The sequence below is a fragment of the Streptomyces sp. NBC_01006 genome (assembly GCF_045162725.1).
Taxonomy (GTDB): domain Bacteria; phylum Actinomycetota; class Actinomycetes; order Streptomycetales; family Streptomycetaceae; genus Streptomyces.
The window spans coordinates 5,977,501-5,997,642 of sequence record NZ_CP108700.1 but is presented as its reverse complement, the minus strand read 5'-3'; the positions used below and the strand labels follow the sequence as shown (position 1 = coordinate 5,997,642).

Annotated in this window: 12 protein-coding genes, 1 tRNA gene and 2 rRNA genes (1 of these 15 only partly in view); 2 read left to right on the top strand and 13 right to left on the bottom strand. The window is 69.7% G+C overall.

What is annotated here, in order from left to right:
* Window positions 1–4: 4 nt before the first annotated feature.
* Complete coding sequence (locus OG509_RS27555) at window positions 5–775, top strand: SDR family NAD(P)-dependent oxidoreductase (protein ID WP_406185196.1); 771 nt, start codon at window positions 5–7, stop codon at window positions 773–775.
* Here the strand turns inward: OG509_RS27555 and OG509_RS27550 are convergent.
* The 9 genes from OG509_RS27550 to OG509_RS27510 all read right to left on the bottom strand — a co-directional run bounded on the left by OG509_RS27550 (window position 723) and on the right by OG509_RS27510 (window position 15,020).
* Window positions 723–929, bottom strand: a complete 207-nt coding sequence (locus tag OG509_RS27550; RefSeq protein WP_385588717.1) for a hypothetical protein — start codon at window positions 927–929, stop codon at window positions 723–725. The two genes, OG509_RS27555 and OG509_RS27550, sit on opposite strands and share 53 nt — an antisense overlap.
* A gap of 231 nt (window positions 930–1,160) precedes the next feature.
* The gene (locus tag OG509_RS27545) at window positions 1,161–1,541 is read right to left on the bottom strand and encodes a helix-turn-helix domain-containing protein (RefSeq protein ID WP_048477521.1); all 381 of its coding nucleotides are present in this window, start codon (window positions 1,539–1,541) and stop codon (window positions 1,161–1,163) included.
* A 109-nt stretch (window positions 1,542–1,650) separates the two neighbouring features.
* Complete coding sequence (locus tag OG509_RS27540; RefSeq protein ID WP_385591570.1) at window positions 1,651–2,136, bottom strand: CinA family protein; 486 nt, start codon at window positions 2,134–2,136, stop codon at window positions 1,651–1,653.
* A 101-nt stretch (window positions 2,137–2,237) separates the two neighbouring features.
* The gene (pgsA, locus tag OG509_RS27535; protein ID WP_406185195.1) at window positions 2,238–2,894 is read right to left on the bottom strand and encodes a CDP-diacylglycerol--glycerol-3-phosphate 3-phosphatidyltransferase; all 657 of its coding nucleotides are present in this window, start codon (window positions 2,892–2,894) and stop codon (window positions 2,238–2,240) included.
* Window positions 2,891–4,375, bottom strand: a complete 1,485-nt coding sequence (gene rimO / locus OG509_RS27530) for a 30S ribosomal protein S12 methylthiotransferase RimO (protein WP_406185194.1) — start codon at window positions 4,373–4,375, stop codon at window positions 2,891–2,893. Before rimO ends, pgsA begins: the two co-directional genes overlap by 4 nt.
* A gap of 115 nt (window positions 4,376–4,490) precedes the next feature.
* Window positions 4,491–5,384 (bottom strand): helix-turn-helix domain-containing protein, encoded by an 894-nt coding sequence (locus tag OG509_RS27525; RefSeq protein ID WP_406185193.1) that lies wholly within the window; start codon window positions 5,382–5,384, stop codon window positions 4,491–4,493.
* Between the two features lie 218 nt (window positions 5,385–5,602).
* The gene (locus tag OG509_RS27520; RefSeq protein WP_406185192.1) at window positions 5,603–8,392 is read right to left on the bottom strand and encodes a DNA translocase FtsK; all 2,790 of its coding nucleotides are present in this window, start codon (window positions 8,390–8,392) and stop codon (window positions 5,603–5,605) included.
* A 144-nt stretch (window positions 8,393–8,536) separates the two neighbouring features.
* A complete protein-coding gene (locus OG509_RS27515) occupies window positions 8,537–9,217 on the bottom strand; it encodes a two-component system response regulator (RefSeq protein WP_406185191.1) in 681 nt (226 codons plus the stop codon).
* A 277-nt stretch (window positions 9,218–9,494) separates the two neighbouring features.
* On the bottom strand, window positions 9,495–15,020 hold the full coding sequence (locus OG509_RS27510) for a HAMP domain-containing protein (RefSeq protein ID WP_406185190.1): 5,526 nt from the start codon (window positions 15,018–15,020) through the stop codon (window positions 9,495–9,497).
* A 168-nt stretch (window positions 15,021–15,188) separates the two neighbouring features.
* On the opposite strand from OG509_RS27510, the gene OG509_RS27505 reads away from it, so the two are divergent.
* A complete protein-coding gene (locus OG509_RS27505) occupies window positions 15,189–17,774 on the top strand; it encodes a SpoIIE family protein phosphatase (protein ID WP_406185189.1) in 2,586 nt (861 codons plus the stop codon).
* 22 nt (window positions 17,775–17,796) lie between these two features.
* Here OG509_RS27505 and OG509_RS27500 read toward each other — a convergent pair whose 3' ends face one another.
* The 4 genes from OG509_RS27500 to OG509_RS27485 form a co-directional block, all read right to left on the bottom strand.
* Window positions 17,797–18,414, bottom strand: a complete 618-nt coding sequence (locus tag OG509_RS27500) for an HdeD family acid-resistance protein (RefSeq protein ID WP_406185188.1) — start codon at window positions 18,412–18,414, stop codon at window positions 17,797–17,799.
* Between the two features lie 211 nt (window positions 18,415–18,625).
* Window positions 18,626–18,701, bottom strand: a tRNA-Thr gene (locus OG509_RS27495).
* Between the two features lie 5 nt (window positions 18,702–18,706).
* A 5S ribosomal RNA gene (rrf, locus tag OG509_RS27490) occupies window positions 18,707–18,823 on the bottom strand.
* Window positions 18,824–18,899: 76 nt separating this feature from the next.
* Window positions 18,900–20,142 (bottom strand): 23S ribosomal RNA (locus tag OG509_RS27485); it runs 1,880 nt beyond the window's last position.

Here is a 20,142-nt window from a genome sequence, read left to right as displayed (position 1 = left end):
CGGCATGCCCACACCCAGAGCCCCGTACGACCTCACCGGCCGGACCGCCCTGATCACCGGCGCCGCGAGCGGCATAGGCCGCGCCACCGCCGTCCTCCTCGCCGAGGCGGGCGCCGCCGTGCACTGCGCGGACCGCGACGAGCAGGGCCTCGCCGAGACGGCCGACCTCGTCGCCGAGGCCGGCGGGTCCGCCACCGTCCACCCCCTCGACGTCACCGACCGGGCCGCCCTGCGCGCCGCCGTCGCCGCCGCCGGACCGCTCGACATCACCGCCGCCATCGCCGGGATCATGCACACCAGCAGCGTCCTGGAGACCTCCGACGAGGACCTCGACCGGGTCCTGGACATCAACTTCAAGGGGGTGCTGCGCACCTGCCAGGAGTCCGCCCGCGCCATGATCGCGGCCGGCCGTCCCGGCTCGATCGTCACGATGGCCTCCGGCGCCGTGGACGCCGCCCAGTCCGGCCTGCTCTGCTACAGCGCCGCCAAGGCGGCCGTCGTCCAGCTCACCAAGACCCTCGCCACCGAGGCCGGCCCCCACGGCATCCGCGTCAACGCCGTAGCCCCGGGCTGGATCCGCACGCCCATGACCGGCCGGCACAGCCCCGAGGTCCAGGAGCAGACCGAGGCCGCGATGGTACGGATGTCCCCCCTGCGCCGCATCGGCGAGCCCGAGGACATCGCCCAGGCCGTGCTCTACCTCGCCTCGGAGGCCTCGTCCTTCATGACGGGCCAGATCCTCCGCCCGAACGGCGGAGTGTCGATGCCCTGGTAGCCGCCCGCCGAGCCCTGCGTACGGGCCCCGGCGTGCAGTGCACCGGCAGCAGACCCAGCCCCCAGCCGCCCACGGCCACCGCGCCCTCCACCGGACCCGACTCACCCGGCGCCAGCGCCAGCCGCAGCACCGCCCACCACCACAGCGCGCCCATCGCCACCGCGAGGGCCACCACCGGGGGTATGCCCAGTACCGGAGGTATCCGTCGTAACCGCCGCACGGCTGCCTCCCGGGATCAGGGCCGCGATCCGGACTCGTCCGGACTCCCCATCCTCCCGTACACCCCCGGGCGGCGCACCCAGAACGGCCCGGAGCCCCGGCCGGTGCGTCACGCACCGGCCGGGGCTCCGGCCACGCTCATTTCTTCACAGCTCGCGCATCGAACTCACGCGGCTACGACATTCACCGCTTCCGCAGGCGCCTTGATGGTCACCCGCTCCGGCCCGCCCGTGACCGAAGCCACGGAGACCGAATTGAGCATCGGGCGGACCGGCACCGTGACCGGTTCGCTTGCCGCGGCCGACTGCGCCAGCTCAGCCAGCGACAGCTCGTCGCTGACCTCGCGCATCAGCTCGGACATCCGTACGTCCAACGCGTCGCAGATCGCGGAGAGCAGCTCGGAGGATGCCTCCTTCTGCCCCCGCTCCACCTCGGAAAGATAGCCGAGAGAAACTCGGGCGGACGAGGAGACTTCGCGCAGAGTACGGCCCTGGCGCTGGCGCTGCCGACGCAGCACGTCACCCAGCAGGCGACGGAGCAGAATCATCGGTGGCTCCCTCCTCTGACCGTGTAGCCGCATCCTTCACGCCCCACCGTACCGCCTCGCGCCGCGGCCGTGCGGGGAGCTATGTCGTGTTCACTCAGGGCTGCAAACATCAAATCCCCCCGTTCTGTTCCGTATCCTGCCCCCGCGCATTCTCGCGGAGTTCGCTCGAGAGCAGTTCGAGCACTGTCCGTGCACTCTCCCTACGGATTTCCGCGCGGGAGCCGTTCAACCTCAGCGGGACGGTTTTCCTGCCCGCCGGACCCGCCACGGCGATGAAAACGGTGCCGACCGGCTGCCCGTCCTGCGGGTCAGGACCGGCCACTCCGGTGGTCGCGATCCCCCACGATGCCCCCAGCACGCGCCGTACGCCGGCCGCCATCTCGGCCGCGACCTGCGCGTTCACCGCACCTTCCGCTGCCAGCAGCCCGGCGTCCACCCCCAGGATCCGGTGCTTCAGCTCGGTGGCGTACGCCGTGACCGAACCGCGGAACGACCGGGAGGCCCCGGCGATGCCCGTGAGCTCCGCGGCCACCATCCCGCCGGTCAGCGACTCGGCGACAGCGAGCGTCTGGTCACTCTCCGCAAGGAGGCGCAGTACCTCCGCGGCGACTGCGGCGGTGGCCCCGGTCTCCCCCGCCGGTTCCGCGGCGCCCGAAGACGCCCCACCGACCACCGGAGATTCCCCCACCGCGTATGTCACCTCGCGGCCCGCTCCGCTTCCAGCCCCTGGCGCCGCAGCACCACGGCCTGGCGGATGTAATCCAAACCGGTGACGACGGTCAGCACGACGGCGGCCGCCATCACCCAGAAGCGCAGGCTCGCCAGCGCCCCGGTCAGCGCCAGGACGTACATGCCCACCGCCGTCCCCTGGACCAGCGTCTTGAGCTTGCCGCCCCGGCTGGCGGGAATCACCCCGTACCGGATGACCCAGAAACGCATGAGCGTGATCCCGAGTTCCCGCCCGAGGATCACCCCGGTCACCCACCAGGGCAGGTCGCCCAGCCACGAGAGACAGATCAACGCCGACCCCATGATCGCCTTGTCGGCGATGGGGTCGGCGATCTTCCCGAAGTCCGTGACCAGGTTGTACGTACGGGCCAGGTGCCCGTCGAAGATGTCCGTGATCATGGCGACGGCGAACGCGGCCCAGGCCCACGCCCGCCAGACGGGGTCATAGCCGCCGTCCGCGAGGAGCAGCAGGACGAATCCCGGCACCAGGACGAGCCGGATCATCGTCAGGATGTTCGCGATGTTCCACAGGCTGGCCTGATTGACCGCCGCGGCCCCCAGCTTCGCGCCGGGCGCGGGCCGGCGGCCGGTCCCGCCCGCCGCAGATGCCGGGACTCCGGTCATCCGGCCGCCTCCTCGTCAAGGTGCAGGGGCTCGGCCACCAGGTCCACGCCCAGCGTGCCGACCACCTTCGCCGTCACGATACGTCCGGGCACCAGGCCCGTGCTGTCCGTGAAGACGACCTGGCCGTCGGTCTCGGGCGCCTGGTGGGCGGCCCGCCCGTAGGCGCCCTCACCGTCCTCGTCCACCGCTTCCACGGACTCGACGAGTACCTCCAAGGTCTCTCCGATCCGCTCCTCCGCGCGCTGCGAGGTGAGCTCCTCGGCGAGCCGCTGCATGTGCGCGAGCCGCTCGGCGATCGTCTCCTCGTCCAGCTTGTTCTCGTACGTGACGGCCTCGGTGCCGTCCTCGTCGGAGTAGCCGAAGACGCCGATCGCGTCGAGCCGCGCGTGGGTGAGGAAGCGCTCCAGCTCCTTGAAGTCCGACTCACTCTCGCCGGGGAAGCCGACGATGAAGTTGGACCGGACGCCGGCCTGCGGGGCCTTGGTGCGGATGGTGTCCAGCAGCTCCAGGAACCGGTCGGTGTCACCGAAGCGGCGCATGGCGCGCAGCACGTCGGGGGCCGAGTGCTGGAAGGACAGGTCGAAGTACGGCACGACCTTGGGGGTCGAGGTCAGTACGTCGATCAGGCCGGGCCGCATCTCGGCCGGCTGGAGGTAGCTGACGCGGACGCGCTCGATGCCGTCCACCCCGGCCAGCTCGGGCAGCAGGGTCTCCAGCAGGCGGATGTCGCCGAGGTCCTTGCCGTACGAGGTGTTGTTCTCGGAGACCAGCATGATCTCCTTGACGCCCTGCTCGGCGAGCCAGCGCGTCTCGCCCAGCACATCGCTGGGGCGGCGCGAGATGAAGGAACCGCGGAACGACGGGATGGCGCAGAAGGAGCAGCGCCGGTCGCAGCCGGAGGCGAGCTTGACCGAGGCGACCGGGCTCTTGTCCAGGCGGCGGCGCAGCGGCGCGCGCGGCCCGGAGGCGGGCGCGACCCCGTCCGGCAGGTCGGCGGGGGCCTCGGCGGGCTCCTGCGCGTGGCCGGGCAGGGCCACCTCGGCGTCCTGGCGGGCCGCGGGGCTGATCGGCAGCAGCTTGCGCCGGTCACGCGGGGTGTGGGAGGCGTGGATGCCGCCGTTCAGGATGGTCTGGAGGCGGTCGGAGATGTCGGCGTAGTCGTCGAAGCCGAGCACGCCGTCGGCCTCGGGGAGCGCTTCGGCGAGCTCCTTGCCGTAGCGCTCGGCCATACAGCCGACGGCGACGACGGCCTGGGTCTTGCCGTGATCCTTGAGATCGTTGGCTTCCAGGAGGGCGTCTACGGAGTCCTTTTTGGCGGCTTCGACGAAGCCACAGGTGTTGACGACGGCAACGTCCGCATCGGCGGCGTCCTCGACGAGCTCCCAGCCATCCGCCGCCAAGCGGCCTGCGAGCTCCTCCGAGTCCACCTCGTTACGGGCGCAGCCAAGAGTGACAAGGGCGACGGTACGGCGTTCGGGCATGGACTCAAGACTACTTTGTCCAAACGCCGACCCCCGCCCCAAGTCCCGGTAAACCAAGATCCCCGGGGTGCGGCGCAGCACCCCGGGGACCCGGAATCACGGATTCAGCGCCATATCAGCCCGCCTGGGCCGGTCCCTGGCGGGGGTCGTCCTTGGTGTATGTGAGGCGTTCCACCTGACCCGGCTGGAAGTCGTCCTTGATCTCCTTGCCGTTCACGAAGAGCTTCACGACCCCGGCGTCACCGAGGACGAGGTCGATGGACTCCTTGTCCGTGAAGGTCTTGGACTCGCCGGGGGCCAGCGTCCCGTCGAACAGCAGCCGGCCGCTGTGGTCCTTCGCGGAGATCCAGCTCTCGCCGTCGTTGGCCGTCAGGACCACCGTGACGAGGTCCTTGGGCGCGGCGGCGATCGCACTGTCCGAGGGCTCCGGCTTGGGGGCCTTCGGGGGCTGCGGCTGGGCGGCCGGCTTCCCGGCCGACTGCTTGGGCGCCGCCTGCGGGGCGGCGGAGGCGTCCGCCACCGGCCGCTTGTCCTTCGCGTCGCCGCCGCTGAAGGCGGTGAAGCCCACGAAGCCGATCACGGCGACGATGGCGGCGACCATGGCCGCGGTCCAGTTGGGCCGCTGCCGCTCGGGACGGATGCGCTCGGCGTCGAACATCGGCGCGGCGGGCGTGGGTGCCGGCCGGCCGCCGTGGGCCGCGTCGTACGCGTCGACCAGGGGTTCCGGATCGATGTGGACGGCGCGGGCGAGCGTACGGATGTGGCCGCGGGCGTAGACGTCGCCGCCGCACCGCGTGAAATCGTCAGCTTCGATCGCGTGCACGATCGGGATGCGCACGCGGGTGGTGGAACTGACCTCGTCGACAGTGAGCCCGGCGGCGATCCGGGCCTTCTTCAGGGCCGTCCCGATGGACGGACCTTCGGCCGTGCGTTCGATGATGCGGTCCTCGGACCGGTCGTCGGTCGAAGGACGCTCATCTTCGGGGGAGTTGGAGTTGCCGATGGACACGAGGGCGCCTTTCGAGCGTGTAGCCACCTGCTGGATGTCCAGTCTAGGGGGGTGACGAAAGGGTGGAGCAACCGGAGGGTGGACTTCCTACGCCATCCGAATGGCAATCCGAACAGTGTGGGAAGTCCGGCGTGCTGTGGCGGCCCGGCACCGTGTCCGGTGCCGCCACCTCCCTCAACTTGACGCGGGCCCAGGGGAAACGGTTGCCCGCCCATGAATCACGGTTGGGTCTCTCCCCGGATGACGGCCAGGACCCCGTCCAGCTCGTCGGCCTTGACCAGCACGTCGCGCGCCTTCGAACCCTCGCTCGGGCCGACGATCCCCCGCGACTCCATCAGGTCCATGAGCCGGCCGGCCTTGGCGAAGCCCACCCGCAGCTTGCGCTGGAGCATCGAGGTCGACCCGAACTGGGTGGAGACCACCAGTTCGGCCGCCTGGCACAGCAGGTCCAGATCGTCGCCGATCTCCTCGTCGATCTCCTTCTTCTGCTTCTGCCCGACCGTGACGTCGTCCCGGAAGACGGGCGCCATCTGGTCCTTGCAGTGCTGCACGATCCCGGCGATCTCGTCCTCGGTGACGAAGGCGCCCTGGAGGCGGACCGGTTTGTTCGCGCCCATCGGCAGGAACAGCCCGTCGCCCTTGCCGATCAGCTTCTCGGCGCCCGGCTGGTCGAGAATGACCCGGCTGTCGGCGAGCGAGGAGGTGGCGAAGGCGAGCCGCGAGGGCACGTTCGCCTTGATCAGGCCGGTGACCACGTCCACGGAGGGCCGCTGCGTGGCGAGCACCAGGTGGATGCCGGCCGCGCGGGCCAGCTGGGTGATGCGGACGATCGAGTCCTCGACGTCGCGCGGGGCCACCATCATCAGATCGGCGAGCTCGTCGACGATCACCAGCAGGTACGGGTACGGGCTGAGCTCCCGCTCGCTGCCCGGCGGCAGTTTGATCTTGCCGTCGCGGATCGCCTTGTTGAAGTCGTCGATGTGCCGGTACCCGAAGGCCGCCAGGTCGTCGTAGCGCAGGTCCATCTCGCGCACGACCCACTGGAGCGCCTCGGCGGCCCGCTTGGGGTTGGTGATGATCGGCGTGATCAGGTGCGGGATGCCCTCGTACGCCGTCAGCTCGACGCGCTTGGGGTCCACGAGCACCATCCGGACGTCCTCCGGGGTCGCCCGCACCATCACCGAGGTGATGAGGCAGTTGATGCAGGAGGACTTTCCGGAGCCCGTGGCGCCGGCGACGAGCACGTGCGGCATCTTCGCGAGGTTGGCCATGACGTAGCCGCCCTCGACGTCCTTGCCGAGCGCCACGAGCATCGGATGGTCGTCCTCGGCCGCGTCCGCCAGCCGCAGTACGTCGCCCAGGTTGACCATCTCGCGGTCGGTGTTCGGGATCTCGATGCCGACGGCCGACTTGCCCGGGATCGGGCTGATGATCCGGACGTCCGGCGAGGCCACCGCGTACGCGATGTTCTTGGTCAGCGCGGTGATCCGCTCGACCTTGACCGCCGCGCCCAGCGTGACCTCGTACCGGGTGACCGTCGGCCCCCGGGTGAAGCCGGTGACGTCCGCGTCGACCTTGAACTCGGTGAACACGTTGCGCAGCGAGGCCACGACCGCGTCGTTGGCGGCGCTGCGGGTCTTGCCCGGCCCGCCCTTCTCCAGCAGATCGAGCGAGGGAAGGGCGTACGTGATGTCCCCGCGCAGCTGGAGCTGCTCGGCGCGGGGCGGCAGCGGCTGGGTCTGCGGAGGGGCTTTGGTGAGGTCCGGCACGGACAGGGTCCCGGAAGCCGCGGCGGTGGTGTCGTGCGGCGGCTCGGCCGGCTCCGCGCCCGGGTCCGGCGCGGCGGCCTTGGGCCGCTCCACCCGCGCGGGCGGCACCGGAGCGGTGATCTCCGCTCCCCCGCGCTCCGCCGAGATGCCGTGCGTCAGGTCGGCCACCAGCGGGGAGGGCGGCATTCCGCCGTAGACCACCCCGTCCAGCGCGGCGGCGGCCGCCGCGGCCACGTCGACGGCGTCCATCTCCCGCTCGGCGGCCGGCCGGGCCGGGGTCCGGCGCGGGCGCCGCCGCCGGGCGAGCGCCTGCTCCTCGGCGGCGTCGGCGGGATCGGCGGAATCCGCGGGAGCGCCCGCGCCGGCGGCCCCCGACCGGGCCCGCCACTGCTCGGGGTCGTGCCGGTCGGCGGGGGCGCCGCCCTCCCCGTACCCCTCGTCGTACTCGTTCGGAGCAATGATCCCCAGCCGGATCCCGAGCCGCCGCAGCCGCTGCGGGATCGCGTTCACCGGGGTCGCGGTCACCACGAGCAGTCCGAAGATCGTGAGCAGCACCAGCATCGGCACGGCCAGCGGCGCGCCCATGGTGAAGATCAGCGGCTTCGAGGCGCCCCAGCCGATCAGCCCGCCCGCGTTCTGCATGGCGGTGGTGCCCTCGTCGCGGCCGGGTGCCCCGCAGGCGATGTGCACGAGGCCGAGGACTCCGATGACGAGGGCGGAGAGGCCGACGCCGATCCGGCCGTTGGCGTCGGGCTGCTCGGGATGGCGGATGAAACGTACCGCCATGACGCCCAGCAGGATCGGCACGAGCAGATCCAGTCGCCCGAAGGCACCGGTGACCAGCATCGTGACCAGATCCCCGACGGGACCGCTCAGGTTCGACCAGGTTCCGGCGGCGACGATCAGCGCGAGGGCGAGCAGCAGCAGCGCGACGCCGTCCTTGCGGTGGGCGGGGTCGAGGTTCTTGGCCCCCTGGCCGACCCCGCGGAAGACCGCGCCGACCGCGTGTGCACAGCCCAGCCACACGGCGCGCACCAACCGCACCACGCCCCCGGTGGGGGACGGCGCGGGCTTGGGCGCAGGCTTCTTGGCGGGGGCGCGCCGGGGCGCCGCGGTCTTCTTCGCCGCGGACCCGCGCGCGGGGGCCGCCTTCTTCGCCGGCGCCGTCGTCCGGCCGGTGCGGCCCTTCGCGGTGCCCGCTGCGCTCTGGGAACCCTTGCCGGACGTACGTGAGGCCATGGGGCCGAGGTTACCGGTGCGCGCGCCGGTGGACACGCGTGCCCACCCCTTCACCCGTTCGTGTCGCGCCCCGTGTCAGCGCTTTGACGCACCGCCAGATCCGGGACCTGCCCGAACGGCCCGGCAGCCGACCCCTCGACGGGCTCAGTTCTGCGCGGGCAGCACCGGCGTTCCGCCGCCGGTCCCGGGCTCCAAGGCGTCGAGCGCCCGCCGCAGTCCGGTGAGCTTGCGCTCCAGATGGGCCGCGGTCGCCACGACCGCCGCGTCGGCCGATTCCTCGCCGAGCTGCTTGGTCAGCGCCTCCGCCTGCTCCTCGACCGCCGCGAGCCGCGCGGAGAGCTCGGCCAGCAGGCCGGCCGTCTCCTTGCTGCCCTCGCCGTTGGAGCCGCCGCCCTCCAGCTGGAGCCGCAGCAGCGCCGCCTGCTCCCGCAGCTGGCAGTTCTTCGTGTACAGCTCCACGAACACCGAGACCTTGGCCCGCAGCACCCACGGGTCGAAGGGCTTGGAGATGTAGTCCACCGCGCCTGCGGCGTAGCCGCGGAACGTGTGGTGCGGACCGTGGTTGATCGCGGTGAGGAAGATGATCGGGATGTCCCTGGTCCGTTCACGCCGCTTGATGTGCGCGGCGGTCTCGAATCCGTCCATCCCGGGCATCTGCACATCCAGCAGGATGACCGCGAAATCGTCCGTCAGCAGCGCCTTGAGCGCTTCCTCCCCCGACGACGCCCGGACCAGTGTCTGATCGAGCGCGGAGAGGATGGCCTCCAGCGCCAGCAGATTCTCCGGCCGGTCGTCGACCAGGAGGATCTTGGCCTTCTGCACCATGCCCTGTCCTCCTCGCCCCGGCACGGGGCCTCCCCGGCTCCGGGCACCGGCCTGTACGCCGGGCCCCGCCCCAGAAGAGGACGGCATCCTTGCGCCGTCCGTCCTTGTGCCGGTCATCGTAGCCCCAGTCCCGAGATCGCCACACCCTGTCACCAAGATGTCACTGTGCACGAAGCAGAAACGGTGTGGGGGAGCAGAAGGTTCCCCGCCTCCCGCCCTTTCACACCGTTTTCGCCACAGTCAGTCAGCAATTGGTATCAGAGTGCTCGGCAGTCGATCACTTGCCGCGCATCCACTGCTCCATCACCGACAGCAGATAGTCCGGGTCGACCGGCTTGGTGACATAGTCGGAAGCACCGGAGTCGATCGCCTTCTCCCGGTCCCCCTTCATCGCCTTCGCCGTCAGCGCGATGATCGGCAGCCCGGCGAACTGCGGCATCCGCCGGATCGCCGAGGTCGTCGCGTACCCGTCCATCTCGGGCATCATGATGTCCATCAGTACGACCGTCACATCGTCGTGCTGCTCCAGGACTTCGATGCCCTCCCGGCCGTTCTCCGCGTACAGCACCGCCAGTCCGTGCTGCTCCAGCACGCTGGTCAGCGCGAACACGTTGCGGACGTCGTCGTCGACGATGAGCACCTTCTCGCCGTGGAAGTCGTACGACCGGGGCACCACCGGAAGTTCCTCCTCCGGGTTGACCCAACCGCCCTCGGTCCCCTGCACGTTCGGCTGCCCCGGCACCGCCGTGCGCGGCTCCAGGTCGCTCAGCGCCTTGCGCCTCCGCCGGAACAGCGCGGCGCCGCCCTGCCCCTGACCGGCCGGCTCGGCCGCCGGCAGCGCCGGCCGCACGTGCTGCGGCTGCGCCGCGGGGACGGGCGCCGCCGGGGTCGCCTGCAACGCGGGCCGCGCCGCGTCGACCTGCCTGCGGTACACCTCGCCGCGTGCGCCGCCCGGCGTGGGCGGCGCGTACCCCTGCGGGGGCAGCTCGCCCGGGTGCAGCGGCAGGTAGAGCGTGAACGTGGACCCGCGGCCGGGCTCGCTCGCCGCGTGGATCTCCCCGCCCAGCAGCCGGGCGATCTCCCGGCTGATGGACAGCCCGAGCCCCGTGCCGCCGTACTTCCTGCTGGTCGTCCCGTCGGCCTGCTTGAACGCCTCGAAGATCACCAGCATCTTGCTCGCCGCGATCCCGATCCCGGTGTCCGTCACCGAGAAGGCGATCAGGTCCGCGTCCGCCTCCAGCAGCGAACCGGCCTCCAGCAGCTGCTCGCGGATCGCCGCCGGCACGTCCGCCCCGGCGGGCCGGATCACCAGCTCCACCGCGCCGGTGTCCGTGAACTTCACCGCGTTCGACAGCAGGTTGCGCAGCACCTGCAGCAGCCGCTGCTCGTCCGTGTGCAGGGTCGCGGGCAGCTCCGGGGAGACCCGTACCGAGAAGTCCAGGCCCTTCTCCGCCGTCAGCGGCCGGAAGGTGGCCTCCACGTAGTCCACCAACTGCACGAGCGCGATCCGGGTCGGCGAGACGTCCATCTTCCCGGCCTCGACCTTCGACAGGTCCAGGATGTCGTTGATCAGCTGGAGCAGGTCCGAGCCCGCCCCGTGGATGGTCTCCGCGAACTCCACCTGCTTCGGCGACAGGTTCTCGTCCGCGTTGTCGGCCAGCAGCTTGGCCAGGATCAGCAGGGAGTTGAGCGGCGTGCGCAGCTCGTGCGACATGTTCGCCAGGAACTCGGACTTGTAGCGCATCGAGACAGCGAGCTGCTCGGCGCGCTCCTCCAGGACCTGCCGGGCCTCCTCGATCTCGGTGTTCTTCACCTCGATGTCCCGGTTCTGCTGGGCCAGCAGCTCCGCCTTCTCCTCCAGCTCGGCATTGGCGGCCTGCAGCGCCTTCTGCCGGTTCTCCAGCTCGTCGGAGCGCTCGCGCAGCTGCTCGGTCATCTCCTGCGACTGCTTGAGCAGCATCTCCGTCTTGGAGTTGACGCTGATCGTGTTGACGCTCGTACCGATCATCTCGGCGATCTGGCTCAGGAAGTCCTTCTGGATCTGCGTGAAGGGCTGGAAGGACGCCAGCTCGATGACGCCGAGCACCTTCCCCTCGAACAGCACCGGCAGCACGATCACATGGGCCGGCGGCGCCTCCCCGAGCCCCGAGGAGATCTTCAGGTAGCCGGGCGGGGTGTTCTCGACGAGGATCGTCCGCTTCTCCGCGGCGACGGTCCCGATCAGCCCCTCCCCCGGCCGGAAGGACGTGGGCACCGCCCCGCCCGCGTACGCGTAACTCCCGCGCATCCGCAGCTCGTACGAACCGTCGGGACCGCCGTCGGTCCCGATCTCGGTGGTGCCGCCCGAGGGCAGCGCCAGGAAGAACGCCCCGTGCTGCGCCGAGACCACCGGGGTCAGCTCGCTCATGATCAGCGAGGCCACGTCGTCCAGTTCGCGGCGACCCTGCATCAGGGCGGAGATCCGGGCGAGGTTGCCCTTCAGCCAGTCCTGCTCCTTGTTGGCCAAGGTGGTGTCGCGCAGGTTCGCGATCATCGTGTTGATGTTGTCCTGGAGGACCTGGATCTCGCCCGCCGCGTCCACGTCGATCTTCAGGTTGAGGTCCCCGCGGGTCACCGCGGTGGCCACCGCCGCGATCGCGCGCACCTGCCGGGTCAGGTTCCCGGCCATCTCGTTCACGGACTCCGTGAGGTCGCGCCAGGTGCCGTCCACGTCCCGGACCCGCGCCTGTCCGCCCAGGATGCCCTCGGTGCCCACCTCGCGGGCCACGCGCGTGACCTGGTCGGCGAACGAGGACAGCTGGTCGACCATCGTGTTGATCGTCGTCTTCAGCTCCAGGATCTCGCCCCGGGCGTCGATGTCGATCTTCTTGGTCATGTCGCCCTTGGCGATGGCGGTCGTGACCATGGCGATCTGCCGCACCTGGCCGGTGAGGTTGGAGGCCATGAAGTTCACCGAATCGGTGAGGTCCTTCCACGTACCCGACACACCCGGCACGTGCGCCTGGCCGCCCAGGCGGCCCTCCGTACCCACCTCGCGGGCCACGCGCGTGACCTCGTCCGCGAACGAGGACAGGGTCTTCACCATCGTGTTGACGGTGTCGGCGAGCTGCGCGACCTCGCCGCGCGCCTCGACCGTGACCGTCTTCGTCAGATCACCGTTGGCGACCGCCGCCGAGACCTGCGAGATGTTGCGCACCTGCGAGGTCAGGTTGTTGGCCATCAGGTTGACGTTGTCGCTGAGGTCCTTCCAGATGCCGGTCACCCCGCGCACCCGCGCCTGGCCGCCGAGGATGCCCTCGGTGCCCACCTCGCGAGCGACCCGCGTCACCTGCTCCGCGAACGAGGACAGCTGGTCCACCATCGTGTTGACGGTGGTGACGAGTTCGAGGATCTCGCCCTTCGCATCGACGGTGATCTTCTTGGAGAGATCGCCCATCGCGACCGCCGTCGTCACCTCGGCGATGTTGCGCACCTGCGAGGTCAGGTTGTTCGCCATGAAGTTGACGGACTGCGTGAGGTCCTTCCAAGTGCCCGAGACCCCCTTCACCTCGGCCTGGCCGCCCAGGATGCCCTCGGTACCCACCTCACGGGCGACCCGCGTCACCTGCTCCGCGAAGTTCGAGAGCTGGTCCACCATCGTGTTGAGGGTGTTCTTCAGCTCCAGGATCTCGCCGCGCGCATCCACGTCGATCTTCTGCGACAGGTCGCCGCGGGCCACGGCCGTCGCCACCTGCGCGATGTTGCGGACCTGCGAGGTCAGGTTTCCGGCCATGCCGTTCACCGAGTCCGTCAGGTCGCGCCATACGCCTGCCACCCCGGGCACCTGCGCCTGACCGCCGAGCCGGCCCTCCGTACCCACGTCCCGGGCCACCCGCGTCACCTGCTCGGCGAAGGCCGAGAGCTGGTCGACCATCGTGTTGATGGTGTTCTTCAGCTCCAGGATCTCGCCGCGCGCGTCCACGTCGATCTTCTGGGAGAGGTCGCCGCGGGCCACCGCCGTGGTCACCTGCGCGATCTGGCGCACCTGTGAGGTCAGGTTGCCGGCCATGAAGTTGACGGAGTCGGTGAGCTCCTTCCAGGTGCCCGAGACCCCCTCCACCCGCGCCTGGCCGCCGAGGCGGCCCTCCGTGCCCACGTCCCGCGCCATCCGCGTGACCTGGTCGGCGAAGGAGGACAGCTGGTCCACCATCGTGTTCACGGTGTTCTTCAGCTGGAGCATCTCGCCGGAGACGTCCACGGTGACCTTCTGCGACAGGTCGCCGTTGGCCACCGCCGTGGTCACCTGCGCGATGTTGCGGACCTGGCCGGTGAGGTTGCGGAAGGCGGTGTTCACCGAATCGGTGAGGTCCTTCCACGTACCCGCCGCACCCGGCACCTGCGCCTGACCGCCCAGCTCACCCTCGACGCCGACCTCACGGGCCACACGCGTCACTTCCGCACCGAAGGACTGGAGCTGGTCCACCATCGTGTTGACGGTGTTCTTCAGCTCCAGCATCTCGCCGGCCACATCGACGGTGACCTTCTGCGACAGGTCGCCGTTGGCCACCGCGGTCGTCACTGTCGCGATGTCCCGCACCTGCGTGGTCAGGTTGCGGAAGACCGTGTTCACCGAATCGGTGAGGTCCTTCCACGTGCCCGCCGCCCCCGGCACCTGCGCCTGGCCGCCGAGCGTTCCCTTGGCCCCGACCTCGCTGGCCACACGGGTGACCTCGTCCGCGAAGGTCCGTAGCGTCTCGGTCATCTGGTTGATCGTTTCGGCGAGCTGCGCCACCTCGCCGCGCGCGCTGACCCGTACCTTCTGCGACAGGTCGCCGTTCGCCACGGCCGTCGTGACCTGCGCGATCCCACGCACCTGAGCCGTCAGGTTGCCCGCCATCGTGTTGACGGAGTCGGTCAGGTCCTTCCACACGCCCGCGACCCCGGGCACCTTCGCCTGGCCGCCGAGCTCACCCTCCGTACCCACCTCGCGCGCGACCCGCGTCACCTCGGAGGAGAACGACGACAGCTGGTCCACCATCGTGTTCACGGTGTTCTTCAGCTGGAGCATCTCGCCGGCCACGTGCACCGTGACCTTGCGCGACAGATCGCCCTTCGCCACCGCCGTCGTGACGAGAGCGATATCACGCACCTGAGCGGTGAGCCGGTACGCCATCGTGTTGACGGAGTCGGTCAGATCCTTCCAAGAACCCGACATTCCGCGGACCTGGGCCTGACCGCCGAGCTTGCCCTCGGTACCCACCTCCAGCGCGACCCGCGTCACCTCGTCGGTGAACGCGGACAGCTGGTCGACCAGGTTGTTGACCGTACGCCCGACCTTCAGGAACTCACCGCGCAGCGGATGCCCGGCCCCGTCCGGGCTCTGCGTCCGCAGGTCCATCCGCTGGTCCAGATCACCCTCGGCGACCGCCGACAGCACCCGGCCCACCTCGGACACCGGCCGCGCAAGATCGTCCACCAGCTGGTTCGAGGCGTCGATCGCGGCCGCCCAGGAGCCCTCACAGGCGCCTGTTTCCAGCCGTTCGCTGAGCTTGCCCTCGCGGCCCACCATCCGCCGCACCCGGGAGAGCTCTCCCGTCAGATGGAGGTTGCGGTCGGCGACCTCGTTGTAGACGGCGGCGATCTCCGCCATCACGCCGTCGCCGGACACCGTCAGCCGCTTGCGGAAGTTCCCGTCCCGCATCGACACCAGGGCCGTGAGCAGCCGGTTCAGGGCCGCGGTATCGACTTCCGTCGTGCCGCCCCGACGGGACCTCCCGCCCTTCGGGCGCGTTCCCGTACGCCGCACCGCTGCGCCAGACTCCACCGTGTCCCTCCCGAAAGGGTCGACCGCTGTTCCACCGACACCCGGCGAGTCGCACGCCCGGCTATCCGATCCTGCCCAGTGTTTCACCCTGGCCGAACCCGGCCATAACACTCCGGCACCATCGCACACCGGCCGCACCCTGCGGGTGGAATCCCGGACGACGGCACCATGCCGACCGCGAAGGTAAGTAACCTGGCACCCGATGTCCAACCGCGTCGAAGGAGATTCGTGATCACGGCTCGGGCGGCTGCCAGCTTCGACCCCCTCGGGCGCTCGGTCGCCGCGGCCCGGGCGTTCGTCCGCGACACCCTGCAGGGCTGGGGCTTCGCGGACATCGTCGACGACGCCGTGGTGCTCACCAGCGAGCTCGTCACCAACGCCGTGGTCCACGCCGGCACCAAGGCCGAGGTCCTGTGCCTGCGCTCCGGGGACGGGGTACGGGTCGAGATCGCCGACCGGTACCCCGAACGCGAGCTCCCGCTCCAGCACCCCGGCGAGCGCCCGTACGCCGACCCCGACCGGGAGAACGGCCGCGGGCTGATGCTCTGCGCCGCCCTCGCCACCCGCTGGGGCGTCGAGTACACGGCGACCCACAAGCACGTGTGGTTCCGCCTCGACCTCCCGGACCGGCCGGTCGGTACCCGATCCGCCGGCCCCGTCGTCCCGGACCGCCTGCTGCCCCTCGCCGACAGCCGGGTCCGCGTCGCCGTCCTCCAGATCGACGCCGCCGACTCGATCTCCGCCTGGAACGACGACGCCGAGCACGTCTTCGGCTACGCCGCCGAGAAGGTCCTCGGCCGCCCCCTCGCCGAGCTCGCCGCCTGGCCCCAGACCCCCGGCACCGGCACCGGCATCGCCGAGGCCCTGCGCCTGTCCCGCTGGGAGGGCAGCTACGGCATCCGCGGCGCCGACGGCCGCGTCATCCCCGTGTACGCCTCCCACCTGCGGGTCCGCGATGCCCACGGTGAGCCCTCCATCGTCTGCCTGCTGGTCCACGACGACGAGCGGGCCCTGCTCCAGACCCCCGTACGGGTGGCCCCCGCCGACAGCCTCCAGCTCTCCGATCCCCGCCCCGCGGACCCCTTCGAGGTCTTCATCGGCTCCCCCGCCCCCGACGACCTCGACGGCCTCCTCCAGCGCACCGTCGAACGCGCCCGCGACATGCTCGACGCCGACGCCGCCTTCCTGCTGCTGGCCACAGACGACGAGACGGAACTGGAGGTCCGCGCCACGACCGGGCTCCCCTCCACCCGCCAGCGCTTCGCCCGCGTCCCCGTCGAGGCCGGCACCAACCGGTACGGCTCCGCCCGCATGCCCGCCGTCCACGACGACCTCGCCGCCGTCCCCGGAGCCGTCCCGCTCCTGGAGGCCACCGGCATGCGCTCGGTGATCACCGTGCCGCTCAAGGTCGAAGGCCGGCTCACCGGCTCGCTCGGCGTCGCCGCCGAGAACCCCGGCCGCTACTCCAACGCCGAAGCCCTCCGCCTCCAGTTCGCCGCCGACCGCATCGCCCTCGCCGTCGAATCCGCCCGCCTCGGCGAGCTGGAACGGCTGCGCCGCGGCTCCCTGTCCTTCCTCGTCGAGGCCTCCGACCTGCTCGCAGGCACCCTCGACCGGGACCAGACCCTGGCCCTCATGGCCCAGATGACCGTCCCGACCCTGGCCACCTGGTGCGCCGTCTACACCATCGCCGACCAGTCCTCGGACCCGTACCTCTCGTACGTCCTGCACGAGGACGAGGAGCGCATCGACGGCCTCAAGGCCCTGCTCTCCCACGTCAGCCCGCCCGAACCGGTCCGCGAGGCCGGCGCCCGGCCCTGGCCTGCGACGGCACAGGCGGTCGGCGGGGAGACCGTCGTCCTCCCGCTCCTGGCCCGCAACCGCGTCATCGGCATGCTGACCCTCGGCAAGCCGTCAGAGGAGCACTTCCGCCAGGAGATCCTCGAACTCGCCGAGGACCTCTCCCGCCGGGCCGCCCTCGCCCTGGACAACGCCCGCCTCTACTCCGAGCGCACCGCGATCAGCCGCTCCCTGCAGCGCAGCCTGCTCCCGCCCGGCTCCCCCGCGATCCCCGGCATGGAGGTCGAGGTCATCTACCGCGCGGCCGGCGAGGGCAACGAGGTGGGCGGCGACTTCTACGACGTCTTCCCGATCCGCGACGGCGCGTACGGCTTCGCCATCGGCGACGTCTGCGGTACGGGCCCCGAGGCGGCCGCCGTCACCGGCCTCGCCCGCCACGCCCTGCGGTTGCTGGCCCGCGAGGGGCTGGGCGGCCCGGCCGTACTGGAGCGGCTCAACGCGGCCATCCTCGACGAGGGCGCCCGCAGCCGCTTCCTGACCCTCCTGTACGGGGAACTCCACCCCCAGCCGGACGGCGGCGCCCTGATGAAGGTCGTCTGCGCCGGTCACCCGCTGCCGCTGCGCCTGCGCCCGGACGGCCAGGTCACCGCGGCCGCGGACCCGCAGCCCCTGCTCGGCGTGATCGACGACCTCGACCTGTACGAACAAACCCTCACGCTGGACCCGGGCGACGTGCTGCTCTGCGTCACGGACGGCGTGACGGAACGCCGCGAGGGCACCCGCATGCTGGGCGACGACGGCCTCGCCGAGGTGCTCACCACCTGTACGGGCCTCACCGCCGGCGCCGTCGCCGCCCGCATCCTGCGCGCGGTGGAACGCTTCGCGGCCGAGCCCGCCTCGGACGACATGGCCATCCTGGCCTTCCGCGTCCCCCAACAGCGAACGGGCGATTGAGGCCGCCGAGCCCGTCGGTGACTCACACCGTGGGCGGCGCCTTCATGACCCGGCGGGTGGAAGAGCGCAGTGCGAGGGCCATCACCAGTTCGAAGACGCCCAGCAGGACGAACCAGAGTCCCAGCAGCCGTGTCAGGGCGACGGCGGAGTCCACCGGGAAGCAAAGCACGACGATTCCGGCCACGACGCCGAGCATGCCCAGGCCGAAGAGCAGGCCCCGGTGCACGAGCGCGCGGTCTGCGATCGCCGTGTACGCCCTGAGTACTCCGGTCAGCAACCAGAACACCCCGACGATCAGGGACAGCACGCCGATCGTCTGCATCGGATGCCGTAGCACCAGGACGCCCGCCAGGATCGCGATCATGGCGATCAGGACACCCGCCAGCCGGCTGCCGCCTCCGTCGCCTCCGTGTGAGAAGGCGGTGACGAAGCGGAAGACGCCTGCCACCAGGAACTGCAGACCGATGATGATGGCCAGGATGTGGAGCGTCTCGTCGGGCCAGACGAGAATGAGGATGCCGGGGATCAGGGTCGCGAGGGCGAAGCCGAGTGCCCAGTGCCACGAGCTTCCGAGTTGCTTGAGGTAGTCGTCAGGGTCGCTCTGTGTACGTTGCGGCGCCACGTCGGGGGATTCGGTCATCACGCCTCCCGGGCCAAGGCCGCGGCCCGTGGGACCACCTCGGAGCCGCCGGACTTACCTTATGTGCCCTTCACATCCACCCTAGACCGTCGTGATTCGGCCTGCCCGTCCAGCTCTCGACGCCCCGCCGCCCCGCCGGCCTGCCGGCCCGCCCCGAAGATGTGGCTAAAAACAAAGAAGGCCCCCGCCATATGGCGGGGGCCTTCTTCGATGGAGCCCTTTAACGGAATCGAACCGTTGACCTTCTCCTTACCATGGAGACGCTCTACCGACTGAGCTAAAAGGGCGGGTTGTTCGGCGGCGTCCTACTCTCCCACAGGGTCCCCCCTGCAGTACCATCGGCGCTGAAAGGCTTAGCTTCCGGGTTCGGAATGTAACCGGGCGTTTCCCTAACGCTATGACCACCGAAACACTATGAAATTTGAACGCTGGCATGAACACAGCTGTTCGTTATTTCAGAACTAACACAGTGGACGCGAGCAACTGAGGACAAGCCCTCGGCCTATTAGTACCAGTCAGCTCCACCCGTTACCGGGCTTCCACATCTGGCCTATCAACCCAGTCGTCTACTGGGAGCCTTACCCTCTCAAGGAGGTGGGAATACTCATCTTGAAGCAGGCTTCCCGCTTAGATGCTTTCAGCGGTTATCCCTCCCGAACGTAGCCAACCAGCCATGCCCTTGGCAGGACAACTGGCACACCAGAGGTTCGTCCGTCCCGGTCCTCTCGTACTAGGGACAGCCCTTCTCAATATTCCTACGCGCACAGCGGATAGGGACCGAACTGTCTCACGACGTTCTAAACCCAGCTCGCGTACCGCTTTAATGGGCGAACAGCCCAACCCTTGGGACCGACTCCAGCCCCAGGATGCGACGAGCCGACATCGAGGTGCCAAACCATCCCGTCGATATGGACTCTTGGGGAAGATCAGCCTGTTATCCCCGGGGTACCTTTTATCCGTTGAGCGACGGCGCTTCCACAAGCCACCGCCGGATCACTAGTCCCGACTTTCGTCCCTGCTCGACCCGTCGGTCTCACAGTCAAGCTCCCTTGTGCACTTACACTCAACACCTGATTGCCAACCAGGCTGAGGGAACCTTTGGGCGCCTCCGTTACCCTTTGGGAGGCAACCGCCCCAGTTAAACTACCCATCAGACACTGTCCCTGATCCGGATCACGGACCGAGGTTAGACATCCAGCACGACCAGAGTGGTATTTCAACGGCGACTCCACCCCAACTGGCGTTGGGGTTTCAAAGTCTCCCACCTATCCTACACAAGCCGAACCGAACACCAATATCAAACTGTAGTAAAGGTCCCGGGGTCTTTCCGTCCTGCTGCGCGAAACGAGCATCTTTACTCGTAGTGCAATTTCACCGGGCCTATGGTTGAGACAGTCGAGAAGTCGTTACGCCATTCGTGCAGGTCGGAACTTACCCGACAAGGAATTTCGCTACCTTAGGATGGTTATAGTTACCACCGCCGTTTACTGGCGCTTAAGTTCTCAGCTTCGCACACCCGAAAGTGCACTAACCGGTCCCCTTAACGTTCCAGCACCGGGCAGGCGTCAGTCCGTATACATCGCCTTACGGCTTCGCACGGACCTGTGTTTTTAGTAAACAGTCGCTTCTCGCTGGTCTCTGCGGCCACCCCCAGCTCACGGAGTAAATCCGATCACCAGTGATGGCCCCCCTTCTCCCGAAGTTACGGGGGCATTTTGCCGAGTTCCT